General features: G+C 53.5%; 25 protein-coding genes, 1 tRNA gene and 3 pseudogenes. 14 read left to right on the forward strand and 15 right to left on the reverse strand.

What is annotated here, in order from left to right; translation table 11 throughout:
* Window positions 1-50 precede the first annotated feature (50 nt).
* Window positions 51-2,378, reverse strand: coding sequence for an FdhF/YdeP family oxidoreductase (locus AC22G1_RS10580; RefSeq protein WP_487313357.1), 2,328 nt, complete (start codon window positions 2,376-2,378; stop codon window positions 51-53).
* A gap of 342 nt (window positions 2,379-2,720) precedes the next feature.
* Between AC22G1_RS10580 and mog the strand changes: the two genes are divergently transcribed.
* A complete protein-coding gene (gene mog, locus AC22G1_RS10585) occupies window positions 2,721-3,257 on the forward strand; it encodes a molybdopterin adenylyltransferase (protein ID WP_487313358.1) in 537 nt (178 codons plus the stop codon).
* 25 nt (window positions 3,258-3,282) lie between these two features.
* On the opposite strand, the gene AC22G1_RS10590 is transcribed toward mog, so the two are convergent.
* Complete coding sequence (locus AC22G1_RS10590) at window positions 3,283-4,038, reverse strand: molybdopterin-synthase adenylyltransferase MoeB (protein ID WP_487313359.1); 756 nt, start codon at window positions 4,036-4,038, stop codon at window positions 3,283-3,285.
* 151 nt (window positions 4,039-4,189) lie between these two features.
* Between AC22G1_RS10590 and AC22G1_RS10595 the strand changes: the two genes are divergently transcribed.
* Window positions 4,190-5,077: a bestrophin family protein gene (locus tag AC22G1_RS10595; protein ID WP_487313360.1), complete on the forward strand. Its 888-nt coding sequence runs from the start codon at window positions 4,190-4,192 to the stop codon at window positions 5,075-5,077.
* A gap of 316 nt (window positions 5,078-5,393) precedes the next feature.
* Window positions 5,394-7,670: an FdhF/YdeP family oxidoreductase gene (locus AC22G1_RS10600; RefSeq protein ID WP_487313361.1), complete on the forward strand. Its 2,277-nt coding sequence runs from the start codon at window positions 5,394-5,396 to the stop codon at window positions 7,668-7,670.
* Between the two features lie 66 nt (window positions 7,671-7,736).
* Here AC22G1_RS10600 and AC22G1_RS10605 read toward each other — a convergent pair.
* Window positions 7,737-7,826, reverse strand: a tRNA-Ser gene (locus AC22G1_RS10605).
* 183 nt (window positions 7,827-8,009) lie between these two features.
* On the opposite strand from AC22G1_RS10605, the gene AC22G1_RS10610 reads away from it, so the two are divergent.
* The 7 genes from AC22G1_RS10610 (at window position 8,010) to AC22G1_RS10640 (ending at window position 13,479) form a co-directional block, all read left to right on the forward strand.
* Window positions 8,010-8,669, forward strand: a complete 660-nt coding sequence (locus tag AC22G1_RS10610; protein ID WP_487313362.1) for a Bax inhibitor-1/YccA family protein — start codon at window positions 8,010-8,012, stop codon at window positions 8,667-8,669.
* Window positions 8,670-8,717: 48 nt separating this feature from the next.
* Entirely contained in the window at window positions 8,718-9,086 is a 369-nt protein-coding gene (tusD, locus tag AC22G1_RS10615; RefSeq protein ID WP_487313363.1) for a sulfurtransferase complex subunit TusD, read from the forward strand.
* Complete coding sequence (tusC, locus tag AC22G1_RS10620) at window positions 9,080-9,442, forward strand: sulfurtransferase complex subunit TusC (protein ID WP_487313364.1); 363 nt, start codon at window positions 9,080-9,082, stop codon at window positions 9,440-9,442. Before tusD ends, tusC begins: the two co-directional genes overlap by 7 nt.
* A 3-nt stretch (window positions 9,443-9,445) precedes the next feature.
* The gene (locus AC22G1_RS10625; protein WP_487313365.1) at window positions 9,446-9,706 is read left to right on the forward strand and encodes a DsrH/TusB family sulfur metabolism protein; all 261 of its coding nucleotides are present in this window, start codon (window positions 9,446-9,448) and stop codon (window positions 9,704-9,706) included.
* On the forward strand, window positions 9,707-10,024 hold the full coding sequence (locus AC22G1_RS10630) for a TusE/DsrC/DsvC family sulfur relay protein (protein ID WP_050660107.1): 318 nt from the start codon (window positions 9,707-9,709) through the stop codon (window positions 10,022-10,024). It begins immediately after the preceding gene.
* Between the two features lie 163 nt (window positions 10,025-10,187).
* Entirely contained in the window at window positions 10,188-11,213 is a 1,026-nt protein-coding gene (locus tag AC22G1_RS10635; protein ID WP_487313366.1) for a patatin-like phospholipase family protein, read from the forward strand.
* Window positions 11,214-11,334: 121 nt separating this feature from the next.
* Window positions 11,335-13,479 (forward strand): TonB-dependent receptor, encoded by a 2,145-nt coding sequence (locus AC22G1_RS10640; RefSeq protein ID WP_487313367.1) that lies wholly within the window; start codon window positions 11,335-11,337, stop codon window positions 13,477-13,479.
* Window positions 13,480-13,504: 25 nt separating this feature from the next.
* Here AC22G1_RS10640 and AC22G1_RS10645 read toward each other — a convergent pair whose 3' ends face one another.
* Window positions 13,505-13,672 (reverse strand): rubredoxin, encoded by a 168-nt coding sequence (locus AC22G1_RS10645; RefSeq protein ID WP_487313368.1) that lies wholly within the window; start codon window positions 13,670-13,672, stop codon window positions 13,505-13,507.
* A gap of 359 nt (window positions 13,673-14,031) precedes the next feature.
* On the opposite strand from AC22G1_RS10645, the gene AC22G1_RS10650 reads away from it, so the two are divergent.
* From AC22G1_RS10650 to AC22G1_RS10660, 3 genes and pseudogenes are all read left to right on the forward strand, one after another.
* Entirely contained in the window at window positions 14,032-14,643 is a 612-nt protein-coding gene (locus AC22G1_RS10650; RefSeq protein WP_487313369.1) for a hypothetical protein, read from the forward strand.
* 573 nt (window positions 14,644-15,216) lie between these two features.
* A pseudogene (locus AC22G1_RS10655) lies at window positions 15,217-15,855 on the forward strand (PAS domain-containing protein); the annotation flags it as partial.
* A gap of 147 nt (window positions 15,856-16,002) precedes the next feature.
* Window positions 16,003-16,443, forward strand: a pseudogene (locus AC22G1_RS10660) (methyl-accepting chemotaxis protein); the annotation flags it as partial.
* Between the two features lie 134 nt (window positions 16,444-16,577).
* Here AC22G1_RS10660 and AC22G1_RS10665 read toward each other — a convergent pair.
* From AC22G1_RS10665 to AC22G1_RS10685, 5 genes and pseudogenes are all read right to left on the reverse strand, one after another.
* Window positions 16,578-16,904 (reverse strand): SIMPL domain-containing protein, encoded by a 327-nt coding sequence (locus tag AC22G1_RS10665; protein ID WP_487313370.1) that lies wholly within the window; start codon window positions 16,902-16,904, stop codon window positions 16,578-16,580.
* A 35-nt stretch (window positions 16,905-16,939) separates the two neighbouring features.
* On the reverse strand, window positions 16,940-17,377 hold the full coding sequence (locus tag AC22G1_RS10670) for a hypothetical protein (RefSeq protein WP_487313371.1): 438 nt from the start codon (window positions 17,375-17,377) through the stop codon (window positions 16,940-16,942).
* 193 nt (window positions 17,378-17,570) lie between these two features.
* Window positions 17,571-17,903: pseudogene (locus AC22G1_RS10675) on the reverse strand (DMT family transporter).
* Between the two features lie 196 nt (window positions 17,904-18,099).
* The gene (locus AC22G1_RS10680) at window positions 18,100-18,585 is read right to left on the reverse strand and encodes a hypothetical protein (RefSeq protein ID WP_487313372.1); all 486 of its coding nucleotides are present in this window, start codon (window positions 18,583-18,585) and stop codon (window positions 18,100-18,102) included.
* 257 nt (window positions 18,586-18,842) lie between these two features.
* Window positions 18,843-19,493 (reverse strand): hypothetical protein, encoded by a 651-nt coding sequence (locus AC22G1_RS10685; protein WP_487313373.1) that lies wholly within the window; start codon window positions 19,491-19,493, stop codon window positions 18,843-18,845.
* A gap of 125 nt (window positions 19,494-19,618) precedes the next feature.
* On the opposite strand from AC22G1_RS10685, the gene AC22G1_RS10690 reads away from it, so the two are divergent.
* Window positions 19,619-20,572 carry a transposase gene (locus AC22G1_RS10690; RefSeq protein WP_487313374.1) on the forward strand — a complete coding sequence of 318 codons (954 nt, stop codon included), beginning with the start codon at window positions 19,619-19,621 and terminating at the stop codon, window positions 20,570-20,572.
* 444 nt (window positions 20,573-21,016) lie between these two features.
* Here AC22G1_RS10690 and AC22G1_RS10695 read toward each other — a convergent pair whose 3' ends face one another.
* The 6 genes from AC22G1_RS10695 to nadE all read right to left on the reverse strand — a co-directional run bounded on the left by AC22G1_RS10695 (window position 21,017) and on the right by nadE (window position 26,291).
* On the reverse strand, window positions 21,017-21,685 hold the full coding sequence (locus tag AC22G1_RS10695; protein ID WP_487313375.1) for a hypothetical protein: 669 nt from the start codon (window positions 21,683-21,685) through the stop codon (window positions 21,017-21,019).
* A gap of 97 nt (window positions 21,686-21,782) precedes the next feature.
* The gene (locus AC22G1_RS10700; protein WP_487313376.1) at window positions 21,783-22,208 is read right to left on the reverse strand and encodes a hypothetical protein; all 426 of its coding nucleotides are present in this window, start codon (window positions 22,206-22,208) and stop codon (window positions 21,783-21,785) included.
* A 114-nt stretch (window positions 22,209-22,322) separates the two neighbouring features.
* Window positions 22,323-22,958 carry a hypothetical protein gene (locus tag AC22G1_RS10705; RefSeq protein ID WP_487313377.1) on the reverse strand — a complete coding sequence of 212 codons (636 nt, stop codon included), beginning with the start codon at window positions 22,956-22,958 and terminating at the stop codon, window positions 22,323-22,325.
* Window positions 22,959-23,968: 1,010 nt separating this feature from the next.
* Window positions 23,969-24,871 (reverse strand): aspartyl/asparaginyl beta-hydroxylase domain-containing protein, encoded by a 903-nt coding sequence (locus AC22G1_RS10710; RefSeq protein WP_487313378.1) that lies wholly within the window; start codon window positions 24,869-24,871, stop codon window positions 23,969-23,971.
* A 231-nt stretch (window positions 24,872-25,102) separates the two neighbouring features.
* Complete coding sequence (locus tag AC22G1_RS10715) at window positions 25,103-25,459, reverse strand: GIY-YIG nuclease family protein (protein ID WP_487313379.1); 357 nt, start codon at window positions 25,457-25,459, stop codon at window positions 25,103-25,105.
* Window positions 25,452-26,291: an NAD(+) synthase gene (nadE, locus tag AC22G1_RS10720; protein WP_487313380.1), complete on the reverse strand. Its 840-nt coding sequence runs from the start codon at window positions 26,289-26,291 to the stop codon at window positions 25,452-25,454. The genes AC22G1_RS10715 and nadE overlap by 8 nt, the downstream gene beginning before the upstream one ends.
* Between the last annotated feature and the right edge of the window lie 38 nt (window positions 26,292-26,329).

Consider the following 26,329-nt stretch of genomic DNA (forward strand, 5'->3'; position numbering starts at 1 on the left):
CCATAAAAAAAAGCCACCTCAATGAGGTGGCTTTTTTGCATCCGTTTGCCTTAGCTGACGGCGGCGCTGGCGATAAGGTTATCGGCCTTGGCCTTTTCCAACTTGATGGCAATGAACTTGGAGGTGGGCGTGAAGGTACGGTCGCCGTAGCTCTCCAGGGGCACCAGCGGGTTGGTCTCGGGGTAGTAAGCCGCCGCCTGACCTTCCGGGATGTCGTATGCCACCAGGGTAAAGCCACTGACGCGGCGCTCACGGCCGTCGTCCCACAACGACACCATGTCGACCTTGTCGCCAGGGGCAAAGCCTAGGCGGCGGATCTCCGCTTCGTTGATAAACACCACTTCGCGCATGCCGAACACGCCGCGGTAGCGGTCGTCCAGGCCGTAGAGGGTGGTGTTGTACTGATCGTGCGAGCGCATGGTTTGCAGGATAAGGTCGGGCTTGTCGCCACGGGCCAGCACACCGGCGTTGATCAGCTCTTCAGGCAGGGCATTGGCGTTGAACTGGGCCTTACCGCTGTCGGTATTCCAGTTACGCTCGGCCGCGCTGTTACCCAGGTGGAAACCGCCGGGGTTTTTGAGCTTTTCGTTGAAATTGGTAAAGCCGGGGATCACATCGGCGATCAGGTCGCGGATGCGGCTGTAATCGGCGATGAGGTGGTCCCAGTCCACCGGGTGGTTGCCGAGGGTGGCCTTGGCAATACCGGCGATAATGGCAGGCTCGGAGCGCAGCAGCTCGGAGCTTGGGCGCAGCTGGCCAAAGGAGATATGCACCATGGAGAAGGTGTCTTCTACGGTGATGCCCTGCTGGCCTTCGGCCTGCATGTCAATCTCGGTACGGCCCAGGCACGGCAGGATAAGCGCGTCTTTGCCGGTTACCAGGTGCGAGCGGTTGAGCTTGGTGGCAATGTGCACGGTGAGGTCACAGTTGCGCATGGCCGCGTGGGTACGGGGGGTGTCAGGGGTTGCCTGGGCAAAGTTACCGCCCAGACCGATAAACACCTTGGCACGGCCCTCTTCCATGGCCTGGATGGCTTGCACGGTGTTGTGGCCGGGCAGGCGCGGGGCCTTGAAGTTAAAGCGTTTTTCAACGGCATCGATAAGCCAGGCCGGGGCCTTTTCATCGATACCCATGGTGCGGTCACCCTGCACGTTGCTGTGGCCACGGACCGGTGACAAACCGGCGCCAGGCTTGCCGACGTTGCCGCGCAGCAATTGCAGGTTGGCAATTTCCTGCACTGTCGGTACGGAGTGGCGATGCTGGGTGATACCCATGGCCCAGCACATGATCACACGCTCGGCCTGGCGATAAAGGGTCGCCGCCTGCTCAATCTCGGTTTTGCTAAGCCCGGATTGCTCAACGATTTTGTCCCAAGAGGTGGCGTCAACTTCTGCCAGGTAGGCATCCATACCGGTGGTATGGGCCTGGATGAACTCATGGTCGAATATCGCCGGTTCGCCTTTTTCCTGGGCTTCGCGTTCCCATTGCAGCAGGAACTTGGCCATGCCGCGAATGGCAGCCATGTCGCCACCGAGCGCCGGGCGGAAATACGAGGTATTGGTAGGCTCAGAGCCGTTGCTGAGCATCTCCAGCGGGTTCTGGGGGTTTTGGAAGCGCTCCAGGCCACGCTCTTTGAGCGGGTTGAAACACACCACCCGGGCGCCGCGCTCAACCGCTTTTCGAAGCGGCTCAAGCATACGGGGGTGGTTGGTGCCGGGGTTTTGGCCAATCACGAAAATGGCGTCGGCCTTTTCCAGATCGTTAAACACCACGGTGCCTTTACCCACGCCCACTGCGCCTTTCATGCCCACACCGCTGGCCTCGTGGCACATGTTGGAGCAATCGGGGAAGTTGTTAGTACCAAAGGCACGCACAAAGAGCTGATAAAGGAAGGCGGCTTCGTTGCTGGCCCGGCCGGAGGTATAGAACTCGGCCTGGTCAGGAGAAGAAAGGCCGTTGAGATGACGGGCCACCAGGGCAAAGGCGTCGTCCCAGCTGATGGCTTCGTAATGGTCGCTTTCGGCGTTATAACGCATCGGGTGGGTCAGGCGGCCCTGGTATTCGAGCCAGTAGTCGCTCTGGCGAGCCAGCTGCGAGAGGCTGTGCTGGGCAAAAAATTCCGGGGTAACGTAACGGCCGGTCGATTCCCAGTTAACGGCTTTGGCGCCGTTTTCACAGAATTTAACCATGCCGTTTTCCGGGGATTCACCCCAGGCGCAACCGGGGCAGTCAAAACCGTTGTTCTGGTTGGTTTTGAGCATGGCGCGCAGGTTTTTCAGGGGCTTTTCGCTCCCGAGCCAGCTTTTGGTTACGCTCTTAAGGGCGCCCCAACCTGCGGCAGGCCCGTTGTAATCTCTGATATTGCCTTTATCACTCATTGAAGCCTCCACGGCGCATCAAACCAATAGTGAGAGCATTGATCTGAGAATCAAATACTTGGACGATCTCATATATTGAAAGCGCGGTAACCCGGTGTAAACCTAGACCTTAGTATCCCACTCTCGCGCAGCCCTCACCCAGCTTCCCACAGAAGCCCAGGATGGCACCGATAAATATTCGGACCGTAAAATCTATAGGGCCCCATAAGGGACGTCTAATTGAAATAAGCTAAGCGACCATAGGCTGGCTCAATGAAAGCGCGGCGGTTGCCCGTCTGGCGCCTTTTCTTTACCCTTTGGCCCATTATCAATGGCAGCAAGCCGTTAGAACAGGACAGTTTAATGACCAGCAAAGCCCGCATCGGCATTGTCACCGTCAGCGATCGCGCCAGCGCCGGCGTGTATGAAGACATCTCCGGCAAGGCCATCATCGAGACCCTTAACGATTATTTGACCAGCGACTGGCAACCCGAGTATTTGGTTATTCCCGACGAGCAGCCGTTTATTGAGCAAACCCTCAAGACCCTGGCTGACGAAAAAGGCTGTTGCCTTATCGTCACCACCGGCGGCACCGGTCCGGCCAAGCGCGACGTGACCCCCGAAGCCACCGAAGCGGTGTGCGACAGGATGATGCCAGGCTTTGGCGAGCTGATGCGCAACGAATCCCTCAAATACGTGCCCACCGCCATTCTTTCGCGCCAGACCGCCGGGCTTCGCGGCAGCTGCCTTATCATCAACCTGCCCGGCAAGCCCAAGGCCATCCGCCAGTGCCTGGATGCGGTGTTCCCGGCAGTGCCCTATTGCATCGACTTGATGGAAGGGCCGTTCTTGGAATGCAACGAAGACATCATCAAGCCGTTTCGGCCACGAAGCGCATAAAAAAACGGCGCCTAGGCGCCGTTTTTTAGTTCCCTGCGCACACCGGGCACTGGGGATCTTTGGCCAGTTTGAACTGGCGCCACTCGCTGGTGGCCGCATCAAAAAGCTGCAACCGCCCATAAAGGGGTTTGCCCACTCCGGCCAATATCTTGATGGCTTCCAGGGCTTGCAAGGTGCCCACCACACCTACCACCGGGCTTAACACCCCCGCTTCCATGCAGCTCAGCTGCTGCTCGCCAAAAAGCCGGCTCAGGCATTGGTAGCAAGGGTTATCCCCGGCCATGGCAAAGCTGCTGACCTGGCCTTCAAGGCGAATGGCAGAGCCCGACACCAGCGGCACCTTGGCGGCAAAACAGGCCTGGTTGATGGCGTTACGGGTCGCGAGGTTATCGCAGCAATCCACCACCAGGGAAAATTGAGGGATAAGGGTTTCAAGGGCGTCGGCGTCGAGGCGCGCTTTCATCACCTTAATGGCCACATCGCTGTTCAGGGCTTTGAGGCTGGCAGCGGCCTGTTCGGCCTTGCTTTTACCCACATCAGCTTCGCGATACAGGATTTGGCGCTGCAGGTTGCTGATATCGATGGTGTCGTCGTCTACCAGGGTCAATGCGCCCACGCCGCTTGCCACCAGGTAGGGCGCCACAGCGCAGCCAAGGCCGCCCATACCCACCACCAGCACCCGGCTTTCAAGGAGTTTTTCCTGCCTGTCAAAGTCCATGGCCGGCAGCATCAAGTGCCTGCTGTAGCGCTTTACCTGCTCTTTGGTCAGCTCTTTGCTCATGGACTTTCTCCTCGGACAGTGCAACGGGGCCAGATTGTGCGCCGGGGCGGTTATAAGCTCAAGACACAATGATGCCAGTTTCGCACCTTGCTCTGTGCCAGCGCCGCTATCTAGCATGATCCCTAAACGCCGCGCTTATCAGGAAAGCCCTATGATAGTCCGCCCCCACCCCAACTGGCTTGCCATTCTCACCACCTTGAGAGGCTCCATCGCCAAGCGCATTGCCCTGCGCTGCGCCATGGTCACGGCTCTGGCCGCCATCATCGTGCTGGTGGAATCCGAGCACCCGGCACTGTTTGCCAAGGTCAGCGCCACCCCCTTCACCCTGCTGGGGTTGTCACTGTCCATCTTTATGAGCTTTCGCAACAACGCCTGCTACGCCAGGTGGTGGGAGGGGCGCCAGCTGTGGGGAAAAATCGTCATCGAGATGCGTTCTTTTGCCCGCCAAAGCGCCAGTATTTCTGACAAGCATGTACAAGAAGCCATGCTGCGCGCCCTGTGCGGTTTTGCCCATGCCTTGAATGCCAAGCTGCGCGGCGAAGACGAACTGGCCGCCGCCAGGCCCTGGCTCAAAGAGCCGCAGGGGGTAGCCCCCCATAACGTTAGCGACGCCATCTTGCGCCAAGTGGGGGCGCTATGCGCGGCCCAACCCTTGAGCCCCTGGCAGCATTACCACCTCGAGCAGCGCCTGGTGGGCCTTGCCGATGCCCAGGGCGCCTGTGAGCGCATCAAAGGCACACCGCTGCCCTTTCCCTATACCCTGCTGCTGCACCGCACCAGCTATATCTTTTGCGTCTTGCTGCCCTTTGCTATGGCCCAGCCCCTGGGCTGGATGGCGCCGCTCTTTACTGCCATCGTCAGCTACACCTTCTTTGGCCTTGACGCCATAGGTAACGAGTTGGAAGACCCTTTTGGCCGCGATGAGAACGATCTGCCTACCGACGCCATGGTACGCACCATAGAACGAGACCTGCTAAGTACCCTTGGCATCACCGATTTACCCCCCGCCCTTAAGCCCATTAACGGGGTACTTAGCTAGTTGCATCTTGGTGGACAGTCTTTAAGGCCTTTTATGACAATGGCTTGGATTTACCGCCGACCAAGATGCCGCCCCGCCACGCCAGCCTTGGCTTAGCGCCCAGCAATGGCGAAAAAGCAACCAGCACCATGGCCGTTTTTCGCTACCTTGACAGCCCCTGCCCCCCTGCCTAGCTTGACCTTTAAAGGAGACACCAAACGGGCAGGAAGCCAAGGAGTATTGGCGCACCATCCACGGGGCTGCGCCTTGCCTTCACCTTCGCATCTGAGCCCTCGGCCAAAGGCCAGGGACTTGCAGCATTCTGTAAGGAACCATCATGGCCAACAAACGCAAGGTACCTGGAGTTCGCAATTACAATGGCCCCGCCGGCGGCTGGGGGGCGCTCAAAGCCACCGCCACTGCGGTGCGAGAGCAGATGGATACCTTCAAGGCACCGGTGACCCTGCTTCGTACCAACCAGCCCGACGGCTTTGACTGCCCGGGTTGTGCCTGGCCAGACAAAGAACACAAATCCACTTTCCAGTTTTGCGAAAACGGCGCCAAAGCGGTGACCTGGGAAGCCACCAACAAGCGGGTCACCCCGGAGTTCTTTGCCGGTCACCCCGTCAGCACCTTGTTGCAGCGCAGCGACTACGAGCTGGAAGACTTAGGCCGTCTCACCCACCCCATGCGTTACGACAGAGCCAGCGATACCTACCAGCCGGTCTCCTGGGACGACGCCTTTGCCCGCATCGGCGAGATCTTGCGATCGTTAGATCCCGAAGCGGTGGAGTTTTACACCTCGGGGCGCGCCAGCAACGAAGCGGCCTATTTGTTTCAGCTATTTGCCCGGGAGTTTGGCACCAACAACTTCCCCGACTGCTCCAACATGTGCCACGAGCCCACCAGTGTCGGCCTACCCCGCTCTATCGGCATCGGTAAAGGCACAGTATCCCTGGACGACTTTGACCACTGCGAGATGATCATCGCCATGGGCCACAACCCCGGCACCAACCACCCGAGGATGATGGGGGTGCTGCACGAAGCCTCGCGGCGCGGGGTGCCCATTGTAGTCTTCAACCCCCTTCGTGAGCGGGCCCTGGAGCGTTTTGCCGACCCGCAAAACATGCTGGAAATGGCCACCTACCGCTCAACCCCCATTGCCTCATCGTACTTTCAGGTCAAAGCCGGCGGTGACGCGGCGGCCCTCAAAGGCATCATGAAGTCTTTGCTGGAGATGCAAGAAGCCTGTGGTGATGTGCTTGATAAAGCCTTTATCGCCGAGCACACCAACGGCTTTGAGGCCCTTGCCACCGATTTGGCAGCAACCCATTGGCAGGACATCGTTCGCGAAAGCGGCATCAGCCAGGGGGATTTGGAAGCGGTAGCCGCCGCCTATGCCAAATCAAACGCCACCATCGTCACCTACGGCATGGGCATTACCCAGCACAACGAAGGCACCGCCAATGTGCGCCTTATCTGCGATCTGTTGTTGCTAAAGGGCAATATGGGCAAGGAAGGGGCCGGGATCTGCCCGCTGCGGGGCCACTCCAACGTGCAGGGCAACCGCACCGTTGGCATCACCGAGAAACCCTCGGCCGATTTTTTGGGCAAACTCCAAGACGTGCTGGGTTTTACCCCGCCCACCAAGCACGGCCACGATGCAGTGCGGGCCATGCAAGCCATGGTGGCAGGCGATGCCAAGGCGCTTATCTGCCTGGGGGGTAATTTTGCGGTGGCACTGCCCGACCCCGGCCAGTGCTTTCCCGCCATGGGCAAGCTCGACCTTAGCGTACACATTGGCACCAAGCTCAACCGCAGCCATCTTCTGGTGGGTAAAGAAACCTTCCTGTTCCCCTGCCTTGGCCGCACCGAGCAGGACATTCAGGCCATGGGCCCTCAGGCGATAACAGTGGAAGACTCCATGTCCATGGTGCATGCCTCCATGGGTAAGCTCAAACCCGCCTCCGGGGAGCTTCGCTCCGAGCCCGCCATCGTGGCAGGCATGGCCAATGCCACGATGCCCGCCAGCAAGGTTGCCTGGAAAAACCTCATTGCCGATTACGGGCAAATTCGCGAGCTGATCGCCAAAACCATCCCCGGCTTTGAAGATTTCAATGCCCGCATCGCCAAGCCCGGCGGGTTTCGCCTGCCCTTGCCCCCGGCCGAACGTCAGTGGACAACCCCATCAGGCAAGGCCGAGTTTTTTGTATTCCCCGGGCTTCATGAAGACAAACAAGTGCAGAGCGACGACATGCTGCGGCTTATCACCATTCGCAGCCATGACCAGTACAACACCACCATCTACGCCATGGATGACCGCTACCGCGGGGTGTTTGGGCGCCGCGACGTACTGTTTATGAACCCGGCAGATATGGAGGCCCGGGGCCTTGCCCATGGCGACAAGGTGGACATCGAAACCCTGACCCCAGGGCGCAAGCTGCGCTATGAAAAGCTCACTGCCATCGAGTTCAACATCGCCCCCGGCTCGGTCGCCGCCTATTATCCTGAGGCCAACCGCTTGGTGCCCCTTGATTACATGGACGAAGACAGTGGCACCCCGTCGTACAAATCGGTGCCGGTCAAGGTGCTCAGCTCGGAAACCAGCCAGTAAAATTCAGGCAATAAAAAAGGGCCCAGCGTTAGCTGGGCCCTCGAAAAACGTTGTTTTTCATCAATTTGGCGGAAGGTTAGGGATTTGAACCCTAGATGGGCGTTAACCCATGCCGGTTTTCAAGACCGGTGCATTCAACCGCTCTGCCAACCTTCCAATATCAGCAACAAAGCGGCTTCGTTGCTGACGGCGAGCACTATAGCCAGATGCCTGGGTGCTGTAAAGAGGCCTTTGAATTGTTTGCCTAAATCGCAACCAAAACCGTATAAACCGCGCCATTGAACTTTGTTAAGATGGCAGGGTTCAAAAGGGTAAGTGTTTCTTCTAAGGAGCTTTCTGATGCAGCAATATCAGGTTCATACACAAACAGCCGGCCGGGCGCTCAGCACCAACAAGGTACTGCGCAACACCTACTGGCTGCTGGGCATGACGCTGGCGTTCAGCGCCGCCATGGCCTTTGTATCCATGAGCATGGGGCTGCCCTATCCGGGAGCCCTCATCACCATAGTGGGCTTTTACGGCCTGCTGTTTTTGACCGCGAAAACCAGCAATTCAGGCTGGGGTATCCTCTCGGTGTTCGCCCTGACCGGTTTTATGGGCTACACCCTGGGGCCCATCCTCAACCTGTACCTGGGCGCTGGCATGGGCGATATCGTGTTCCTGGCCCTCGGGGGCACGGCCACCATCTTCTTTGCCTTGTCAGCCTATGTGCTGGTGTCCGGTAAAGACATGTCCTTTATGGCGGGGATGCTGCAGGCCGGGTTCTGGGTACTGCTGCTGATGGTGGTAGCCGGGTTCTTCGTGCACGCGACCGTCTTCCACCTGGTGCTCTCTGGCCTGTTTGTGTTCTTCTCCAGCGGCATCATCCTGTTCCAGACCAGCCAAATCATTCATGGCGGTGAGCGCAACTACATCATGGCCACCGTGACCCTGTTCGTCAGCCTCTACAACATCTTTGTGAGTCTGCTGAACATTCTGGGTATCATGAACGACGAATAACATTGGCAACCGAGAAGCAAAGGCCCCGGTTGGGGCCTTTTTTATTGCATGGCAACCTTTACTTTGTTGATAACAGAAAGCCCCCAGGCTGGCCTTGCCTTTGCCCGGGCGGCCTTGGCCAGCGGCCACCAGTTGGCCTCGGTGTTTTTTTATGGCGAGGCGGTGCGTATCGCCAATGGCCTGGTGCCCCAAGTGGGTGACGAGCCGCACCTTGGCGATGCCTGGCGCGAATTTGCCACGCAAAATGGCCTGGAACTGGCGGTGTGTGTGGCCGCCGCCGAGCGGCGCGGCATTCTCGATACCGAGCAGGCCGCCGAGCACGAACTGGCCCCCTCCATGGCCGCCCCCTTTCGCCAGGCCGGCCTTGGCGAGCTGATCACCGCTTCGGCGCAATCGGACAGGACAGTGCAATGGTAGATAAAACCATCGCGGTGATATTTACCGCCCCGCCCTTTGCCGCAAGTTTGGGCCGCGAAGCCCTGGACACGGTGCTGGCTGCCTCAGCCTACGAGGCGCCACTTAGCCTTATCTTCACCGGCGACGCCCTTTGGCAACTGGTCAAAGGCCAAGACCCTTTACAAGCCGGCTCAAAAGACTATCTTTCCACCTTCAAGGCCCTGGCGCTTTACGACATCGACGCGGTGTATGTAAGCCAAAAGGACTTGGCGGCCAGGCAACTGACCCAGGATGATTTGAGCATCGAGGTTAGCGAACTGGACGACCAAGGGATCCGCGAACTGCTCGCAACGCAGGATTGCATCTACAGGTTTTGATGTATGAGTACCCTACATATCATTTCCAGCCGCCAGGCTTTCGCCAAGGCCCATGGGCTGATGGCCAGCAGTGATGCGGTATTGTTCCAGGGTGACGGTTGCTATCAAGCACTGGAAGCCTTACCCTCCCTGCCCTGTTATTGGGTAGGCTCCGACGCCAAGGCCCGCGCCCTGGCATCACGCTGCCCGGCTTCGGTCATGGCGGTGGAGTGGCCCAAGGTGGTGTCTTTGACCCTGGATTTTGATAACACGGTAACCTGGTAAATGCTCGACGGCATCAAAAGAGACAAGCAAGGCTATCTGCTTAACACCAACGACTGGACCGAGGCCATGGCCCCGGCGCTGGCCGCCGAAGAAGGCATCACCCTTACCGACGCCCACTGGGAAATTGTCCGTTTCGTGCGCGACTTCTATGCCGAGTACAAAACCTCGCCGGCGGTGCGGCTGCTGGTGAAATCGGTCAAGGAAAAATACGGCGAGCAAAAAGGGAATTCACCTTATCTTTTTAAGTTGTTTCCAGAGGGGCCAGCCAAGCAGGCCACCAAGATAGCGGGTTTGCCCAAACCGGCTAAATGCCTCTAAAAGACGCGCCCCGGTGGCGCGTTTTTTTATGCAAATTTTTCACGTTGTTTCATTTTCCTAAAAAACAAAGGTTTGGCCATTTCCCCGGCGCAAAACGCCCGGCCTCGACTAAGCTTTTGCCGCTGCCAACGACAGCGCCCACCCCAAGGAAAAGGAACATTCCATGCCTAAAGTGATTTTATCCCTCGACGGCGGCGGCATTCGCGGCGCCGCCATCAGCCAGTTTCTGGCCCAGGTTGAAGACGCGCTTTTTGAGCGCCACGGTAAAAAACTGCGCGACTGCGTGGATTTTTATGCCGGTACCAGCACCGGCAGCATCATCGCCCTGGCGCTGGCCACCACCGACATGACCATGGCCGAGATCAATAGCCTCTACGACCATGACAGCGCCAAAGCCATCTTCAAGGAGAACCGGGGTTGGTTTGAAGTAGACGGCATCAACGCCCCCAAGTATGAGGCAAGCGGCAAAACCCAAACCCTGGAAACTCACTTTCGTCACGCCCGCCTGGCCGATGTGCCCCCCAACAAAGACGTGCTGGTGGTGGCCTATGGCGTAGAAAACCGCATGCCGGTGGTGCTCAAATCCACCAAAAGTGAGCACCGTGAGCTGTTTTCCAGTGACGCGGCAGATGCCTCCAGCGCCGCCCCCACCTACTTTCCTACCCGCAATGCGATGATTGGCGGCAAAGAGCAATGGCTGGTAGACGGCGGTGTTACCGCCAACAACCCTACCCTGTGCGCCATTGCCGAAGTGCGCCGCAAGTGGGGCACGCCCCTTGCCGATATCAAGGTGCTGTCTATCGGTACCGGCCAGCGCACCCGCAAGATAAACGGCCCTGAGTCTAAAAAATGGGGCGCCATCCAGTGGATGACCAAAGGCCATATCCTCGATGTGCTGAGCGACGAGCGGGTGGTGGCCTACCAGGCCATTACCCTTGCCAACACCGGGAATTACATCCGGGTAAATGCCGAGCTGCGCCGCCAACCGGGCCTGCTGCATCCGCCGAGCGATGAGATGGACGACATCAGCGCCGGGAATATCGACAAACTCAAAGCCCTGGGGCGCTTTTGGTTTAACGCCTATGGCGAAGCGACCCTAGCGCTGCTGACCGGCGAGCCACTGTTGCATTCGCTGGACGGCATCAACCCCGACACCGGCGCGCCAGAGCCTTACCCGCCGCAGTTTTAAGCCCTTAAACAACGCGCCTTCGTGGCGCGTTTTTAACATCCACATCCACCCCGGTTATTGCAAGTGATAATGGTTATCAATATTATAAATTAACTAACTCATTGATAACCCTTACCCCACCATGGATGCTTTTCGTTTAACCCCTCTTTGCAGCGCCCTGGCACTGCTGTTGGCCGCCCCCGTCTTTGCCGACGACGCCCCAAGCAACAGCGGTGTGGAGCGCCTGACCGTTATCGGCCAGAAGATCGCCCGCACCGAGCAGGAAACCACCGACAGCGTGGCGGTGTTTAACAACCAGGAAATCAACGCCCTACCCTCCTTTGAACTGGGGGATCTGCTCAATCGGGTGCCCGGGGTGCAGCGCGATGCCTTTGGTTATCACATTCGCGGCATCAGCCAGGCGGGCGCTGGCACTGGCGCTGGTACTGCCGAAACCATCAGCACCCGGGTTGATGGCGCGGTGATCAGCGGCGCCGGTAACTGGTACGGGCCTTTTAGCCTGTGGGACATGGACCAAGTGGCGGTGTATCGCGGCCCGCAATCCACCAGCCAGGGCCAGAACGCTCTGGCCGGCGCCATCGTGCTGCAAAGCGCCGCCCCGCGTTTTGATACCGAAGCCGCCGCTCGCCTGGGCATTGGCAACTATGGCCAGCAGCTCTATTCGGTGATGGCCAACACCCCGATACTGGATGACACCCTGGCCCTTAGGGGCAGCTATGACGAGCAGCGCTCAGACGGCTTTATCGACAACCCCACCAGGGGCATCGACGATGCCGCTAAAAGCGTGCACCGCACCGGCCGGGTAGCACTGCGTTACCTGCCAAAGAGCGACCTGGATATCACCTTGCGCCTCAGCAGCACCGACAACACCGACGGCGTTAATGCCATCAACAGCGCCGCCTGGCAGCAAGACCACAGCCGCGTTGATTACTCCAATGCGCCGCACCGCTGGACCAACCGCGTCAACATTGCCGATCTGACGGTCAAATATGACCTCAGCCCCTACTGGCAGCTCTTTGGCGAAGCCAACTACAGCGACCAGGACCTTCGCCGCGACGAAGACAGCGACTACAGCGCCGCCGATCTTGGCCACACCCACAGCAGCTACCGCCAAAATGCGCGCCAGCTTGAACTGCGGGGCAACTATGACAACGGCGATAACCTTCGCGGGGTGGTGGGGCTTTACTACTACAACATGAACCGGGACCAGGATCTGAACGTGGCGCTGGCCACCAGCGTCTACATTCCCAACATCGAGCAGATGATAGGGTACGACCCCATCGTCTACTCCCAGCAGTACAACCACTATGACGCCTCCAACAAGGCGCTGTTTAGCGAGTGGGATTATCGTTTTGCCAGCCACTGGCAAATCACCGCTGGCCTTCGCATCGACCAGGAACGGCGCCAGAACGACGAGTTCGTTACCGCCTACACCGTGCCTGCCGTACCGCCGGCGCTAAGTGGCCTTATCCCGGAAGACCAACTGGCCCAAGGGGATATCACCAACACCGAATGGCTACCCAAGTTCAGCCTGGGTTACCTCATCACCCCCGAGATGAGCCTCACCCTGACCTACCAACGCGCCTACCGGGCCGGAGGCAGCGGCACTAACCTCGGTGGCAACCCCATCTACAACTACCGCTACGACCCCGAATACACCAATAACTATGAGCTGGCACTGCGCTCGGCCTGGCTGGACGAGCGGCTCTTTGTTAACGCCAACCTCTATTACATCGACTGGCGTGACCAACAGGTGCAAGTGAGGGGCGACAGCACCAACTCCCTCGATTACGACGTGCGCAACGCCGGCAGGTCCACAGTTCAAGGCCTTGAACTCAGCATCGATTGGCAATTGGCCGACTGGTTTAAGCCCTTTATCAGCGCCGCCTATAACAAAACCGAGTTTAAAGACTTCACCACCCTCGACACCTCCGGTAGCCAGCTGGTGGACTTGTCCGGCAACAGCTTTGCCAACGCACCGCGCTTTACCGCCTCGGTTGGGGCTGAGAGCCGCTGGGCCAACTGGTTTGGCAACCTGCAATACAGTTACCGCAGCCAAAGCTATATCAACATCTACAACCAGGACCGTTACCCAAGCTATGGGCTGCTGAGCGCTAAACTGGGGTATGAGGCGTCAAACTGGACCTTATCTCTTTACGGCCAAAACCTTCTTAACCGTGAGTACATGGCCAACTACGCCACAGTGAGCCGCTTACAAGCTGGGGCGCCCCGAACCTTTGGGCTGATGCTGGAAGTGCAGTATTAAGAAGGGGAGCCGCTAGGCTCCCTTTTCATATCTCGTCAAAGGCCGCTTTGGGGGCCCCGCAGTCGGGGCAGAACCAGTCATCGGGGACATCCTCCCAGCGCGTGCCGGGGGCAATGCCGGTGTCAACGTCGCCCCGCTCTTCGTCATAGATATGCTCGCAAAGGCTGCATTTAAATTTGCGGTAGGGCTTCATGGCGCGCTCCTTTTGAACATTTTGCTCCAACTAACCCTAGCAGTTGGTTACTCAGGCACCCTCCCTCTTAAAGCATCGCCACCTTCGCTAATTTTTCGCCTGCCTTTTCCCGGCAAGGGCCATTGTATTAGCGTCAATTTTGCGTTTTGAGAGGCTACCTTTAGCCCAATCCAACTTTGCCGCAACGGAGTGCAAGCATGGCGATACGTAAGATCCCACCGGCCAATGCCAATGGCCGTACTCGTAAGCAGTCCATCATCCATAAAGTGGTACAACTGCAACACGGCGCTAGCCCAAATTACGGCCCCTGCCCTATGTCAAATCCTGCCAACCAGCAGATTTGTACAGGAGGCACAGCAATGGTCGCCCTGTTGGGGCCCGACCTGGGTGACGGGCAAATGGTGGGTTCCAAAACCAATAGCACCAGCCTGCAACCGCTGATGGGCCTTTTAAATGCCCACAGCAATAAGAAATGGATAGCCGGGCACCTACTCAACGCCGACTTGGGCGGTAATGGGGTAAGAGACAATAACCTCACGCCCCTGACCGTGGCAGCCAACAACGCCCACCGGGTTTTTGAAGGCCATATCAAGCGCATGCTATTGGCCTGCAACCAAATCGACCGAAGCGACCAAGACATCAACCATTGGTATGGGGTGCGTTATGCGGTGCAGGTATCCGCCCCCCGCTACGCCGCCGCGCCCGCCCCCAATGACATGCACAGCTACGCCCCTTCCCATATCACCCTCGATTACCGGTTTGTCAGGCTGCCTAAGTTCCCACCGGGCGTGCCGGCCCATACTGCCCCAAGCCCGCCCAAAACCTCCCAGCCGGTAGCCGCTGGCGATCCGCACTTTGCCACGTTGGCCGCGGTAGTGCGCCCCAACTTTGCCCCTAGCCAGAACATCAATGCCTGGCAGGTGCTGGACGGTGGGCTGCGCTTTGGTGTCGAAATTCATAACGAGGCATAAAGCCAGTAGGCCTGTATCGATAAATTCAAATATCCTCCAATAGGGGGCGGCGCCCCCTTCTACTTTTACGCTTCTCGCCTCGCCACTACGGATAGTGCAGCCCTTGCTGTTTAATTAGCAGTGATTATCCCGGCCTGAAAGATTAAGCCCCCTAGCATGCGACACTCCCGTTACCGCCCTGGTTGCCTTATGCCCACCACCGGCCTCAACTGTAAAAATCCCACTTGAGCTTGTTTCGTGAACGCCTCGTGGGCTTGGCAATGCGGTACAACGGGATAATGCGGTAGGCTCCTTTGCAAATGCAGTCTGGGCAGTTAGCTATATGGGCTTAGGGCGTATCCCTAAAACTGCGATGGTTTTGGTATCAGGCGTCGCCGTTTTAAAGCAACGTATTGCTAGCGCAGTCATTTTTATTCAGATAGAAGTGAAAGAAACACCTAGACTATACCCTCTGGACACCACGGCTTAGCTGAGGCGCAATCAATGTTTGGCTCCAAACTCAAAAAGGAAAATCAGGCGTTACGTGACGAGCTGTATAGCTTGAAGCAGGAGCGTGAGGGCCTGTACAACGAGATGCTGTCTCTCCAACTCGACAGCCAGGGCAAGGTGCTTACCGTTAATGAGGAGTTCGAGCGCGAATTGCAATTAAGCGGCGCGGAAATAATGGGCCGTCCACTCAAGGAGCTGGTGCCCAAAGAGCATCGCGGCACCGACCATTACAAACGGATGTGCGAAGCCATCGCTAGCCAAGAGCATTGGGTTGGCGCGCTGCAGCTGGGTAACAGTAAAGGCGCCCAATTCTGGCTTCGCGCTATTCTCCACCCCGTTCAATACCGGGGCCAAGGCATTAGCCACTTTACCGTGTACGCCAATAACTTAACACGCACCATTGAAAGCTCGCTGCATTACGAGAACCTGATAAAAGCCCTGCAACGCTCAACGGCGGTAATAGAGTTTGATATGACGGGCCAGGTGATTACCGCCAACGAGATTTTCCTTCGGGCTATGGGGTATCGCCTGCAGGACATCACAGGCAAGCATCACCGCATGTTTTGTACCAGCCAGGAGGTCAACTCCCCTGCCTACGAGCAATTTTGGAGCGAATTGCGCCGCGGCCAATTTTCGTCAGGCCGGTTTCAGCGCATCGATTGCAATGGCAATAATGTCTGGCTGGAAGCCTCGTACAACCCGATTTCCGATATGAACGGCAAGTTTTACAAGGTCGTCAAATTTGCCTCAATAGTGACCGATCAGGTAAGCCGAGAAGAAGCTATCTCCGAAGCAGCCAATGTGGCTTTTGATACTTCCCAGGCCACCGATGCCAGTGCCCGTAATGGCCGCAAGGTTATGAAGGAAACCGAATCGGTCATGCAGCGGTTGTCAGAGCAAATGAGCAAAGCCTCAAAGGGCATTGCCGATCTGGATAACCAGTCCCAGCAGATCAGCGCCATTATTCAAAGCATCAGCAGCATCGCCGACCAAACCAACCTGCTGGCCCTTAATGCCGCTATTGAAGCAGCCCGCGCCGGCGAACAAGGCCGTGGTTTTGCCGTTGTCGCCGACGAGGTGCGCTCGCTGGCCTCTCGCACCACCTCTGCAACAGATGAAATCGTCGGCGTGGTAGGGCAAAACCAGACCCTCACCGCCAACGCGGTAGGGATCATCGAAGGCGGCAGGGAGCAAGCAGAGAAGGTAATGGTGCTGGTAAAACAGGCGGGACTGGTTATCGAAGAAATTCAAGAAGGCGCCCAAAAAGTGGTGGCCGCCGTCTCGCAATTTTCAAACCAGCTTTCAGACTAAACCACAGCCACTCTCGCCAGATTTGCCCGCCCCCCTAAGCGGGCAACGGGGAGAGTGGCGTTATTTTGAAGACAGCGATGGGCGATCATCATCACAGCTAGATAGCCGAAAATCCGCGTTGAAATGGAACAATCCTATTTAATAAGGAAAACAACATTCACGCTCTGCTTGATATTTATCCTTTTAGGGACAAACATCATCATGTGCTGAGCGTTATTTCTATACAAATCAGCCGATACATTTCTCTCTTTAATTCCAAAGGCGTTGAAATATGGATTGAAGTCTGCTGATTCGGAGATTGCAAAAACCGATTTAATTTCAGTAACGAGACTTTTTGCCATTTTTTCAGCTTTATTTCTTGCATCTTTGCTGGCAGAGTCAATTAATTTTTCTGCTATCGACTTGTGATTCGAGACATCAAATTTGGCCCCCGTACTAAAAACGCTATTGATAGCTACCAAGTCACTATTCTAGCAGTACGGAAATAGGTATTAAATTAATATACACAGGCCATAGAAGAACCGTGCATCAATACCTGAAAGTTCTTAACCTGTATCTCTGGGATTTGTTGTGGCCAACTTTCGAAGGCACTCATACCGGCACGGACAGGACAACTACTGGTCGGATACAATTTCCTTTGATAATCCACCACATCGATATTGTACTTAAAGTTGAACTTCGTTGGGTTTTTAATAGAGAGCATCATACCACTATCCGTTTTCATGAAATGAAAAACCATGGTGGTATCTGGATGTTCAATCGTTGAAACCTGCTTAATAGAGGTTACTGAGTTATTTGAAGTGATGATCTCAACATAGACTTTCTGATTTTGTTTTATTGAAAGTGGTTTCCCATCAGGCAAGGGGTTCATCGCCGTAGAGGCGCAAGCAGAGAGGAACAGCATCCCAAAGACTAGTGGTATATTTTTCATCATTTTCTTTCCTTTATAAAAAATAACATCGACCGATATAAGGTCAAACGATGTACTAGCGTCTTATAGTCTTAGTCAGCTCTCGGGATAACCTGAAAGGCAAATCGAACTACTACAAGGAACGCTAGCGATAAATCATATGCTGATAATACCCATGTTTTCTCGTACTGCTACCACGCCAGTGCAACTGGCATTACTAATGCGCACCGACCTTAGAAAAAACGTGAATAACCAAAACCCCGGCAATAATCAGGGCCATGCCAATAAAGCTCGCCACATCCAGTTTTTGGCCAAAGAGCAGCCAACCGACAATGGACATCAGCACTGTCCCAAGCCCCGCTCATATGGCATAAGCAAGACCAACGGGTATCGTCTTTAGGGACAGCGAAAGAAAGTAGAATGCCGCACCATAGCCAATTACCACAAGCAGACTAGGCAACAGCTTGGTAAAGCCAGCACTGGCTTTAAGGCTGGACGTTGCCACGACTTCAGCAAAAATGGCAAGAAATAAAAACAACCCGCTTTTCATTGAAGTGCCCCAGATAAAAATCCACAGGACATCTTACTTAATAATAAATATTAAATTCAGTCTTGTTATATTCGCTTATTTGTGTGCAAAGCCAATTTTGAGAAAGCTTATCGACACCTCCAGCACTATGGTGAATAGCAACGAGAAATGGGGTGAAAAAGGGATTAATTAATTTCCAGAACATCACAGTTAGTTATTATGTAGCATCTTCAAAGAGGTTTTCTTCGATGCGCTTTATGGACATCCAGAAGTCATCCGGTGGCTTAGGTAGATTTTTAGCTATTGGCGATTCTTTCCATAAGTCTTCTTCATCATAATACGTGTACTCAAAATTGAAGTCATGACTCTTGCCAATTACATAAATTGGGGTCGGGGTGTTGAGATTATAGTGAATTGAGTAGACATCAAATCTTGCACCAGGCTTAGTGCATTCATCGTGTATCTTCCAAAATTCAGGAAGAAAATGCCGTGACACTTGCTCTGCAAAGAGAACGGCGTTTTCGATATCACTCCATGCCGCCTCAACGGTCTCCTGAGCCCTCGCCAGGTATGGTACTGGTGACTCATTTTTTGGATATTGCACGTAAATAAGTCTTTTACCAAATTGATACTCACACTGCGATATAGAAGGAGAAACATCCCAGTGGCCAAGCATCGATTTTGAGATGAGGTCAATAACCATAATTGCTATACACCTGACGCCCGCGACTTCGGGCTACTTAGAGCGCGGTGGAAAAGTATTCCGATGGCCTGCGCTTATTAATTTTTACCCATGAACACTGGCATAGACCGATGTTAGGAATTCATCGATTTCTCTTTCGCTGACCAATATACGGTATTCAGTAAATAGTGACTACTCCGAGGTAGCATCGACAGCGATCAACATCGCACTGGGCATCCGAGCGAAATGTCATAAAATGGGCGTCCTTTGCTTTTTACCTAGCTCTGCTTATTAGGCATTACTGCCTCCATGAGTAGACCTCTGAGCTTACTTTTAACGATGGGCTTATATCTACCTTCACTTTGTTCGAATAGTTTTAGTGCCTCTTCTCCTTTCCCCTCCCTCGCTAAGACAAAAGCCAATGCAAGCTCGTGAGGAGTGAACATACGGAATTTCGATCGCCCCTCGGGTAAGTCTTTATCGTAGTAATGCCGGATTTTATCGAAAGCCGACAAAAGCTGCCCTTCTGTTGAGCACGTAGCCCAAAACTCTCTTGCTTTCTCTATTGCGGGAGGTATAACTTGTGGAGCTTTTTCTCTAATAACAAAAGGGCCTTGATGGCAAGGAAACTCAAGCATTCGATCGTAAACATCATATATAAGGTCTGACTGTGCGGACTTGTCAGTCCGGTGCCACTTCACTGAACTACCAGATACATGGGGGACAAAATCAAGGGAAATTGAAACACGTGGAGCAACCATACCCCCTTTCCATGGAAGCAACTCGAATATAAATCGTATCGGTGCACTATGGCACCTAACCCACTTTAAGTTCGAATAACTTTCAAAACCATCATCTTTTAGAAAAGATTCAACCGTGGGAGCTACAATGCGGTGTATTTCTGAAATATCAACGGGCTCAAATTTCATTTTTTTCCTAAACAATGAAAACAAAGAAAATAGGGCAAAGAAAATAGGACACCCATCCAATCATGGCGAAACTGCCTCGCAAAAACTAGCCTTGAAAGACCCTCGCTTAATAAAGGCCTGTGGCCATGACCCGTCCTCGTGCTGAACTGGTGTCGGTGAACGACACGCCCTACTACCACTGCATTGGTCGTTGTGTACGCCGTGCCTTTCTCTGTGGCAAAGACACGCTCACCGGCCAGGACTTCAGTCACCGCAAGGCTTGGGTGATGGAGCGGCTGAAGGTACTGCAATCTGTCTTTACCATCGAGCTTTGTGCCTATGCGGTGATGTCCAATCATTACCACTTGGTGGTGCATGTAGATGCCAAAGCCGCAGCGGCGTTAGACGATGACGCAGTGATGGCTCGCTGGGAGCTACTGTTTGCTTTGCCGCTCCTCATCAGCCGCTATCGGGCCGGTAAGTTGACCTGTGAAGCTGAGCGGACTGTGGCGCGGTCACATATCGATAAGTTGCGTCAGCGGCTCTGTGACCTGTCCTGGTTTATGCGTTGCTTGAATGAGCATATTGCCCGCAAGGCCAATGAAGAAGACAAGTGTAAAGGCCGGTTTTGGGAGGCACGCTTTAAGTCCCAAGCCATTTTGGATGAAGCAGGCTTATTGGCCTGTATGGCCTATGTCGACCTCAACCCCCTTCGCGCCAAGATAGTGGATACCCCGGAAGCCTCAGCCGATGTGTCACTCTCAGCACGGCTTAATACTGACGACAGCAAGCCAGCGTTATTGCCCTTTGTTACCCAGTTTAAAGACAGCCCCAAAGGCATTCCTTATGCACTGGCTGATTACTTGGCGCTGGTGGATTGGACTGGCCGGGCGCAACGAGAAGACAAGCGCGGTTTCATCAGCCAAGAGACACCCGCCATTCTGGAACGCTTAGGCCTCGATGCCGACAGCTTCCTTATCGCCCTTGGCCAACATCAACTTTCCCGTGGCTCTGTGATTGGCCACAAACAGGCCCAAAGTGCTTACGCCAAAGCCCATCATCGACGACACGTCGTTGGCCCGCCGATAAAAGCCGCTTAATCCCCTTACAGCGCCACACTCACATGCCCTCAGCACCCGCTGAAAATCTCGCTCGCCTCTAATTTGCGTTTTTAACGACAAAACGCGGTATCAGCGCGAAGCAAACACCCTCAAGGCTGATTAATACCGCACTGTCGATGCAATGCAAAAACTGGACTTTAGTTACTCAAAAGATGGATGTCCTTTTTATTTTTTTTATTTTTATTTTTTTATTTTTATTTAGCCTTGATAGCCTGTATGAGAAAGCTCATCGTCATCCTCAATACCATGGTTAAAAACGGTGAGAAATGGACCGAAAAAGAGGCTTAATTAATTGACAGAACGCCACAGTCACTTGTTAAGGTGTGAGGCACGCAATACCTGAGTCTCCGCATACCGCCTTAACCACTAAAACTAACGCATAGTAAAAATGCCACGCGTGCCGAATCACTCTTGAAAAATTTGTTATGTCTCGGATAGGCTCATACTATGAACCCTTTTTAGAAACCAATCATTAAGTTCTGTCGATGAGAGCATTTCTATTGCTCCTGCATCTAAATGAGATACGCCTTGATCTTTTAATAGCCCTTTTGATACGAGGTCAGCACAAAATAGCATTGAGGATGACTTAGTGAGTGAAGACAACACTGAAGGCAACTTCTCCACCAAAATGTACTCATCGCTTTGATGAGCAATTTTCAATATTTTCACTTGGATATCAGACAACTCATTAACTAAATTTATTGCAGCTTCAGTTTCGTCCCATGAGCACTCTCCATTTAGACATGAAGTAGATAAACTAGCGAAACGCTTAATCTTGTCGCTTGACTTAGTTTTTGTAACTTTATCAAGTACTGATTGAAATAAGTCAAATATAACTTCATCATCTTGACTTATCGATTGAATTTTCAATTCTTTGACTTGATCTGATAGCTCAGAAATATATAACTCTATTCGCCTTTGAGCGAAACTCTGAGCTTTGTCGGTAAGTACATTATCGATATATGTACCTATCAATGGAATTTCAGAGATTAGCGATCTAGTTATTTGAGAACCACTATACAGCTTAATAATTTTAGTACCTAAGGAAAGATCTGAATCATTTCCAATTTCAAATTTTTCATTACGATTCATAATGTTACTCTATAGAGACATAACGCTGCCGGCAGGGACAGCTTACCTTGTTATGCATATTTCTTAAGCACCCTTTTAAGCCTGCTTTTATGTTTAGTTACCGCCTTCCAATCCCATGCTGAAGGAGGCTCATATTCTGAATGCATACCTTCCCATTTTTTTCTCGAGCTTCTGAATTGGCATTGATTTTAGATTCAATACCGAGATCTGGTGAGGCAATTTTAACTGTAATTAGCCCCCATCCTTCCCAAGTGTATCGGAACTTATGGCCAGAAACTTTCTCCGATTTTAGATTGATTTTCCTAATGCAGGGTTTACCAACCATTTCAGGGTAAACGACAAATAGGTGAGCTAAGCCTTTGGGATTTCTTATTTTATTTATCACATACTTTTCGAGGTCAACTGCTCGAGAAAACGATAAAGGCTTTTTATCAAATTCCGAATACGCTTCAACCACAAAAGGATTATCGAAAGCGAAGATAGCCTCACACAGCTCTCGAACACCTTCTTCATAAATTTGCATTCAGACTACCTTGTGTGCATAACGCCGCATTAAGGTGTGAGCGGCGCTTGGCTATACTTGAGCGAAGCGAAACTGCCAAGCGTTGCGAATCACTCTTAAATGCATTGTTAGGTATTAAGCAAATACCGCATTAACAAATGACAACATAGAAACATGATTATTATAGACGCTGAGCATACCTAAAAATAATGGCACTCCCCAGTCAACAACGTAAATCCGACCAAGTTGTAGCCAGTTGACAACTCTCATTTGAGTTTTTAGCTTATCAACCGAGTCTACGTACTTTGTAATTTCATCATCCGCTTTAATTACTATGGCATCGATAACACCGGACTGACTTTTTATTGCATCAACTACGGAGTCATCATCAGAAGTCATTTTTCCACGTATGTACCCAAGTTGGTCTTTGGTCTGCCTCGTGTGTTCAGATATTTTATTAAGCGTGTCTGCATGAAATTTATGAATGATAGAGTTTGCCTTTATAACCCAAGACCGATGATCAATTGTTCCATACACAATGAATGATATTAACTCATAGAGTGCTATTAGCGAAATTGCGCCAATAGCTAAACTAGAAGATACATTGTCGCTCAGATTTATTCCAAACAGTGAACCAAATTTAATTCCATCTACGGAAAGAGCTATAGCTATTGATGAAACTACCAGTAAGTTTCTTCTAACTGTTCGTGTCGTTCCTGAAAACTGATCACTCAATTTCTCTACACTGAACTCTTTATAATTATTTTCCATCGATACTCTCAATTTTAATACCTAACAGTTTTATTAGCGAGCGCGCTCGCTTTCACTCATATGACCAGTCGGCATTGAAAGCTTAACCTGCTGATCATCCTCTAGATTTTCGTGTGAAAGCAAAGAATGACTCCACAAAACCGAGCGGTCTCGTTTTTATACATGACAAGCGCTCGTTATCATCACATCGGATGAGAAATAACTTCTTCTACTTCAATGGACTAGAACTGGTCAAACCGGGAAAAACAAGCGTTCTTTATCGTCATAAATGGCCTGAAGTAGTTGGACCAACAGATACACTGTACATCCAAACAGTTATTCGACCCGGCAAACTACGATGTCCCTCTGCCAGGCTGACAAGTTTGTCAGAAACAAACTTGAACATCGTCATACCGACGATGGCCCAGTGGGTGAAGACCATGGACGGTCCGAATAATCCCGGCATTAAAGGAGCAACCACACATGATCTAAACCAAAAAATAGTTAATTATCAGCACAATAGGTTGAACATCGATACAAATTGAATTCACGCTACCGCCCCTGAGTTGCAGCTCCCACATGCTGATAGCGTCCTTGTTATCAATTTTGTCCGGTGCCAGGAAGCCGTTCCTGGCGAGTCGCTGGCTGTCGTCACTCTGCTGATAAGTAATCTAACCCTCTAAAAAGAAAGGGTAAACCGCTATTTGGGGAGTTGGCCAGAAGATACAGCCCTACACCTGCGAGGATGCCGGAAGGTACAAGGGTTAAAACCGGGCATTGGGGGAAAGATACACAAGGGATTTAAGACCCCTTGGCGGGGTTTAAGTACCGCTCCGGGCATTAAAGAGGGCACGCTGTGCCGATGTTATTCCGCGACAACCGTTGCCAACCCAAAGCGAGGACAAATGGCAACGCCATCGCTCCGGCTTGTCTCTTAGCAGGGCGCCCGGTTATGACATCTCGGCATCACTATCATTGCCACAGGCAACAAAAAAGCGGGCCTTGGCCCGCGTCTTTGCTTTGGATATCGCTTAGAAAAAAATCAGATAAATCAAAGCGGCATAGAACCCGTATTGGACCAGGTTGTACAGGGGCTTGTTGATGCCCTTGAGCTGGCGAACCCAGTTGCGCACCCTGAACAGGTAATGGAACGCTTTGTTGATGATGCCGACTTTATCGCCCTTCACGTTCTTGGTGGCCGAAGCGGCCATCAGCGTGTAGGACAAAACGTTGTTGAACCAGTCGATAAGAAAGAACCGCACCGGCCTTTTAACATCCAGGAACAGGATGATGCGGTTTTTATCGGTGTTGTTCTCGGCGTGGTGGAGGAAGGTTTCGTCGAACATTACCGACTCGCCATCTTTCCAGTGGTACTTTTGCCCGTCCACCACGATGTTGCAGTCTTCGGAGTTTGGCGTCACCAGCCCCAGGTGATAACGCAGGGAGCCGGCATAAGGGTCGCGGTGCTCACCGAGGCGAGAACCCGGCGGCAGCATGGTAAACACCGCCGCCTTGACGCAGGGAATACCGGACAGTAACGCCACCGTCTTGGGGCAAAGCTGCTGGGCGGATTTGAGGTTAGTGCCGCCGTACCACTTAAGGTAAAAGCGTTTCCAGCCGGTACGAAAGAAGGAGTTGAAGCCAAGGTCGTCCAAGTCTTCAGAGGCCTTGATTTGCGCGGCTTCATTGAGGCTCAGCGCTTCGTCGCGGATCATTTCCCAATTCTCATCAATGACTTTTAGCTCGGGAAAATCATTGACCTTGAGAAAGGGGGTATTTTTAACGCTGGAAAACAAATAGAAGATACAGTTGATGGGCCCCATCAGATTGGCGTGATCCGTGACCTTACGCAGGAACTTGCCATGGTGCACCACGCCACGATTTTGAACATAGATGCCACACAAAATAAAGACAGCTAAAACCACCAGCCCCATGACCTGCTCCTCGTCGGTAACCCCTGTGATAACTACCTAAAATCGCCCCAAAACGCCTGGCTGCCCTTTATAAAGGTGCTCGGAAGCTGGGCTTTCCCAAGTCCCGGCCCTTAGCGGCCCGTCCCTTGAGGTCGGCGTGTCTCTACCGCTATGCCAGCACGTCCACTCTGCTCCTTGGGTGCTACGCTCTCGGCTGATGTACACACGAGAAGCGTGAACCCCCTTAGAACCTCAACCAGCAGACCTGCCTGCCTCAAACTCCCTTTGGCCAGCAGCCACCAACGCTTCCTTGCGCGCTTTTGTATAACGCTTTACTGCCATCTCGCGCCGAAGCGCATCGGAATGGGACCCAGCCGGCTCAACATAAACCAAGGCAAGCGGGCCCTTGCCGCGCAGCGCCTTGGCGCCCTTGCCTGCCTGATGCTCGGCAAAGCGCCGTGCCACGTCAAGGGTAATGCCGGTATAAAGATGGCCGCGTTTGGTACGCACCAGATACAAAAACCAAGGTTTATCCCCTAACAAAAGGGGCCTTTCGGCCCCGCTTTGCTCAGTTATGCCTGGGTCGGCAGTACCGGCTTTATCAGTCATAGATAGTGGGAATGGCTTTACGCTTGTGCTGGGTGCGAAGGTAAATCTCCACCAGGCGGTCGCGCACGGCGGTATCGACGTTTTTGCCTTCGAGGAAATCATCGATTTGCTCGTAGGTGAGGCCAAGGGCGGCTTCGTCGGCCAATTGCGGGTTGAGGGTTTCAAGATCCGCGGTGGGTACCTTGTTGACCAGCACATCCGGCGCGCCCAGGTGTTTGGCGAGCGCCCGCACCTGGCGCTTGGAAAGGCCAAAGAGCGGCACCAAGTCACAAGCGCCATCGCCCCACTTGGTGTAAAAGCCGGTGATGTTCTCGGCGCTGTGGTCGGTGCCCAGCACCAGGCCACGGGTGAGGCCGGCAATTTCGTACTGGGCGATCATCCGGCTACGGGCCTTAACGTTGCCTTTTACAAAGTCGCGGTGAAAATCGTCCTCCGGCACCAGGCCGGTGGGGGCCAGGCCGTCGTGGGCGGCGGCAGAAAGGCCATCAACCCCGGCTTTGATGTTCACGGTAACGGCGTGGCTGGGCTTAATGAACTCAAGTGCCAGTTGGGCTTCGTCTTCGTCTTTTTGCACGCCGTAAGGCAGGCGCACGGCAATAAAGCGGTAGGTTTTATCGACGCTGGACTCGCTATTGAGTTCCTCTACCGCCAACTGCGCCAAGCGGCCACAGGTGGAAGAGTCCACCCCGCCACTGATGCCCAGCACCAGGGTCGAGAGGCCTGAGGCCTTGAGGGTGTTTTTGATGAAATCGACACGGCGGCGCACTTCAAATTCCACATCGATCTGCGCCAGCACGCGCATTTCATCGCGGATCTCTTGTTCAATGGACATGGGTTAAATCCTTCCACTATTCAAGGTAAAAGGGCGCC

It is taken from the genome of Gallaecimonas zhanjiangensis (genome assembly GCF_057624825.1).

What these genes read in the sequence shown, in the direction of transcription:
- AC22G1_RS10580 (WP_487313357.1), bottom strand. Translation starts at nt 2,378, where the DNA reads ATGAGTGATAAAGGCAATATCAGAGATTACAACGGGCCTGCCGCAGGT.
- mog (WP_487313358.1), top strand. Translation starts at nt 2,721, where the DNA reads ATGACCAGCAAAGCCCGCATCGGCATTGTCACCGTCAGCGATCGCGCC.
- AC22G1_RS10590 (WP_487313359.1), bottom strand. Translation starts at nt 4,038, where the DNA reads ATGAGCAAAGAGCTGACCAAAGAGCAGGTAAAGCGCTACAGCAGGCAC.
- AC22G1_RS10595 (WP_487313360.1), top strand. Translation starts at nt 4,190, where the DNA reads ATGATAGTCCGCCCCCACCCCAACTGGCTTGCCATTCTCACCACCTTG.
- AC22G1_RS10600 (WP_487313361.1), top strand. Translation starts at nt 5,394, where the DNA reads ATGGCCAACAAACGCAAGGTACCTGGAGTTCGCAATTACAATGGCCCC.
- AC22G1_RS10610 (WP_487313362.1), top strand. Translation starts at nt 8,010, where the DNA reads ATGCAGCAATATCAGGTTCATACACAAACAGCCGGCCGGGCGCTCAGC.
- tusD (WP_487313363.1), top strand. Translation starts at nt 8,718, where the DNA reads ATGGCAACCTTTACTTTGTTGATAACAGAAAGCCCCCAGGCTGGCCTT.
- tusC (WP_487313364.1), top strand. Translation starts at nt 9,080, where the DNA reads ATGGTAGATAAAACCATCGCGGTGATATTTACCGCCCCGCCCTTTGCC.
- AC22G1_RS10625 (WP_487313365.1), top strand. Translation starts at nt 9,446, where the DNA reads ATGAGTACCCTACATATCATTTCCAGCCGCCAGGCTTTCGCCAAGGCC.
- AC22G1_RS10630 (WP_050660107.1), top strand. Translation starts at nt 9,707, where the DNA reads ATGCTCGACGGCATCAAAAGAGACAAGCAAGGCTATCTGCTTAACACC.
- AC22G1_RS10635 (WP_487313366.1), top strand. Translation starts at nt 10,188, where the DNA reads ATGCCTAAAGTGATTTTATCCCTCGACGGCGGCGGCATTCGCGGCGCC.
- AC22G1_RS10640 (WP_487313367.1), top strand. Translation starts at nt 11,335, where the DNA reads ATGGATGCTTTTCGTTTAACCCCTCTTTGCAGCGCCCTGGCACTGCTG.
- AC22G1_RS10645 (WP_487313368.1), bottom strand. Translation starts at nt 13,672, where the DNA reads ATGAAGCCCTACCGCAAATTTAAATGCAGCCTTTGCGAGCATATCTAT.
- AC22G1_RS10650 (WP_487313369.1), top strand. Translation starts at nt 14,032, where the DNA reads ATGGTCGCCCTGTTGGGGCCCGACCTGGGTGACGGGCAAATGGTGGGT.
- AC22G1_RS10670 (WP_487313371.1), bottom strand. Translation starts at nt 17,377, where the DNA reads ATGATGAAAAATATACCACTAGTCTTTGGGATGCTGTTCCTCTCTGCT.
- AC22G1_RS10680 (WP_487313372.1), bottom strand. Translation starts at nt 18,585, where the DNA reads ATGGTTATTGACCTCATCTCAAAATCGATGCTTGGCCACTGGGATGTT.
- AC22G1_RS10685 (WP_487313373.1), bottom strand. Translation starts at nt 19,493, where the DNA reads ATGAAATTTGAGCCCGTTGATATTTCAGAAATACACCGCATTGTAGCT.
- AC22G1_RS10690 (WP_487313374.1), top strand. Translation starts at nt 19,619, where the DNA reads ATGACCCGTCCTCGTGCTGAACTGGTGTCGGTGAACGACACGCCCTAC.
- AC22G1_RS10695 (WP_487313375.1), bottom strand. Translation starts at nt 21,685, where the DNA reads ATGAATCGTAATGAAAAATTTGAAATTGGAAATGATTCAGATCTTTCC.
- AC22G1_RS10700 (WP_487313376.1), bottom strand. Translation starts at nt 22,208, where the DNA reads ATGCAAATTTATGAAGAAGGTGTTCGAGAGCTGTGTGAGGCTATCTTC.
- AC22G1_RS10705 (WP_487313377.1), bottom strand. Translation starts at nt 22,958, where the DNA reads ATGGAAAATAATTATAAAGAGTTCAGTGTAGAGAAATTGAGTGATCAG.
- AC22G1_RS10710 (WP_487313378.1), bottom strand. Translation starts at nt 24,871, where the DNA reads ATGGGGCTGGTGGTTTTAGCTGTCTTTATTTTGTGTGGCATCTATGTT.
- AC22G1_RS10715 (WP_487313379.1), bottom strand. Translation starts at nt 25,459, where the DNA reads ATGACTGATAAAGCCGGTACTGCCGACCCAGGCATAACTGAGCAAAGC.
- nadE (WP_487313380.1), bottom strand. Translation starts at nt 26,291, where the DNA reads ATGTCCATTGAACAAGAGATCCGCGATGAAATGCGCGTGCTGGCGCAG.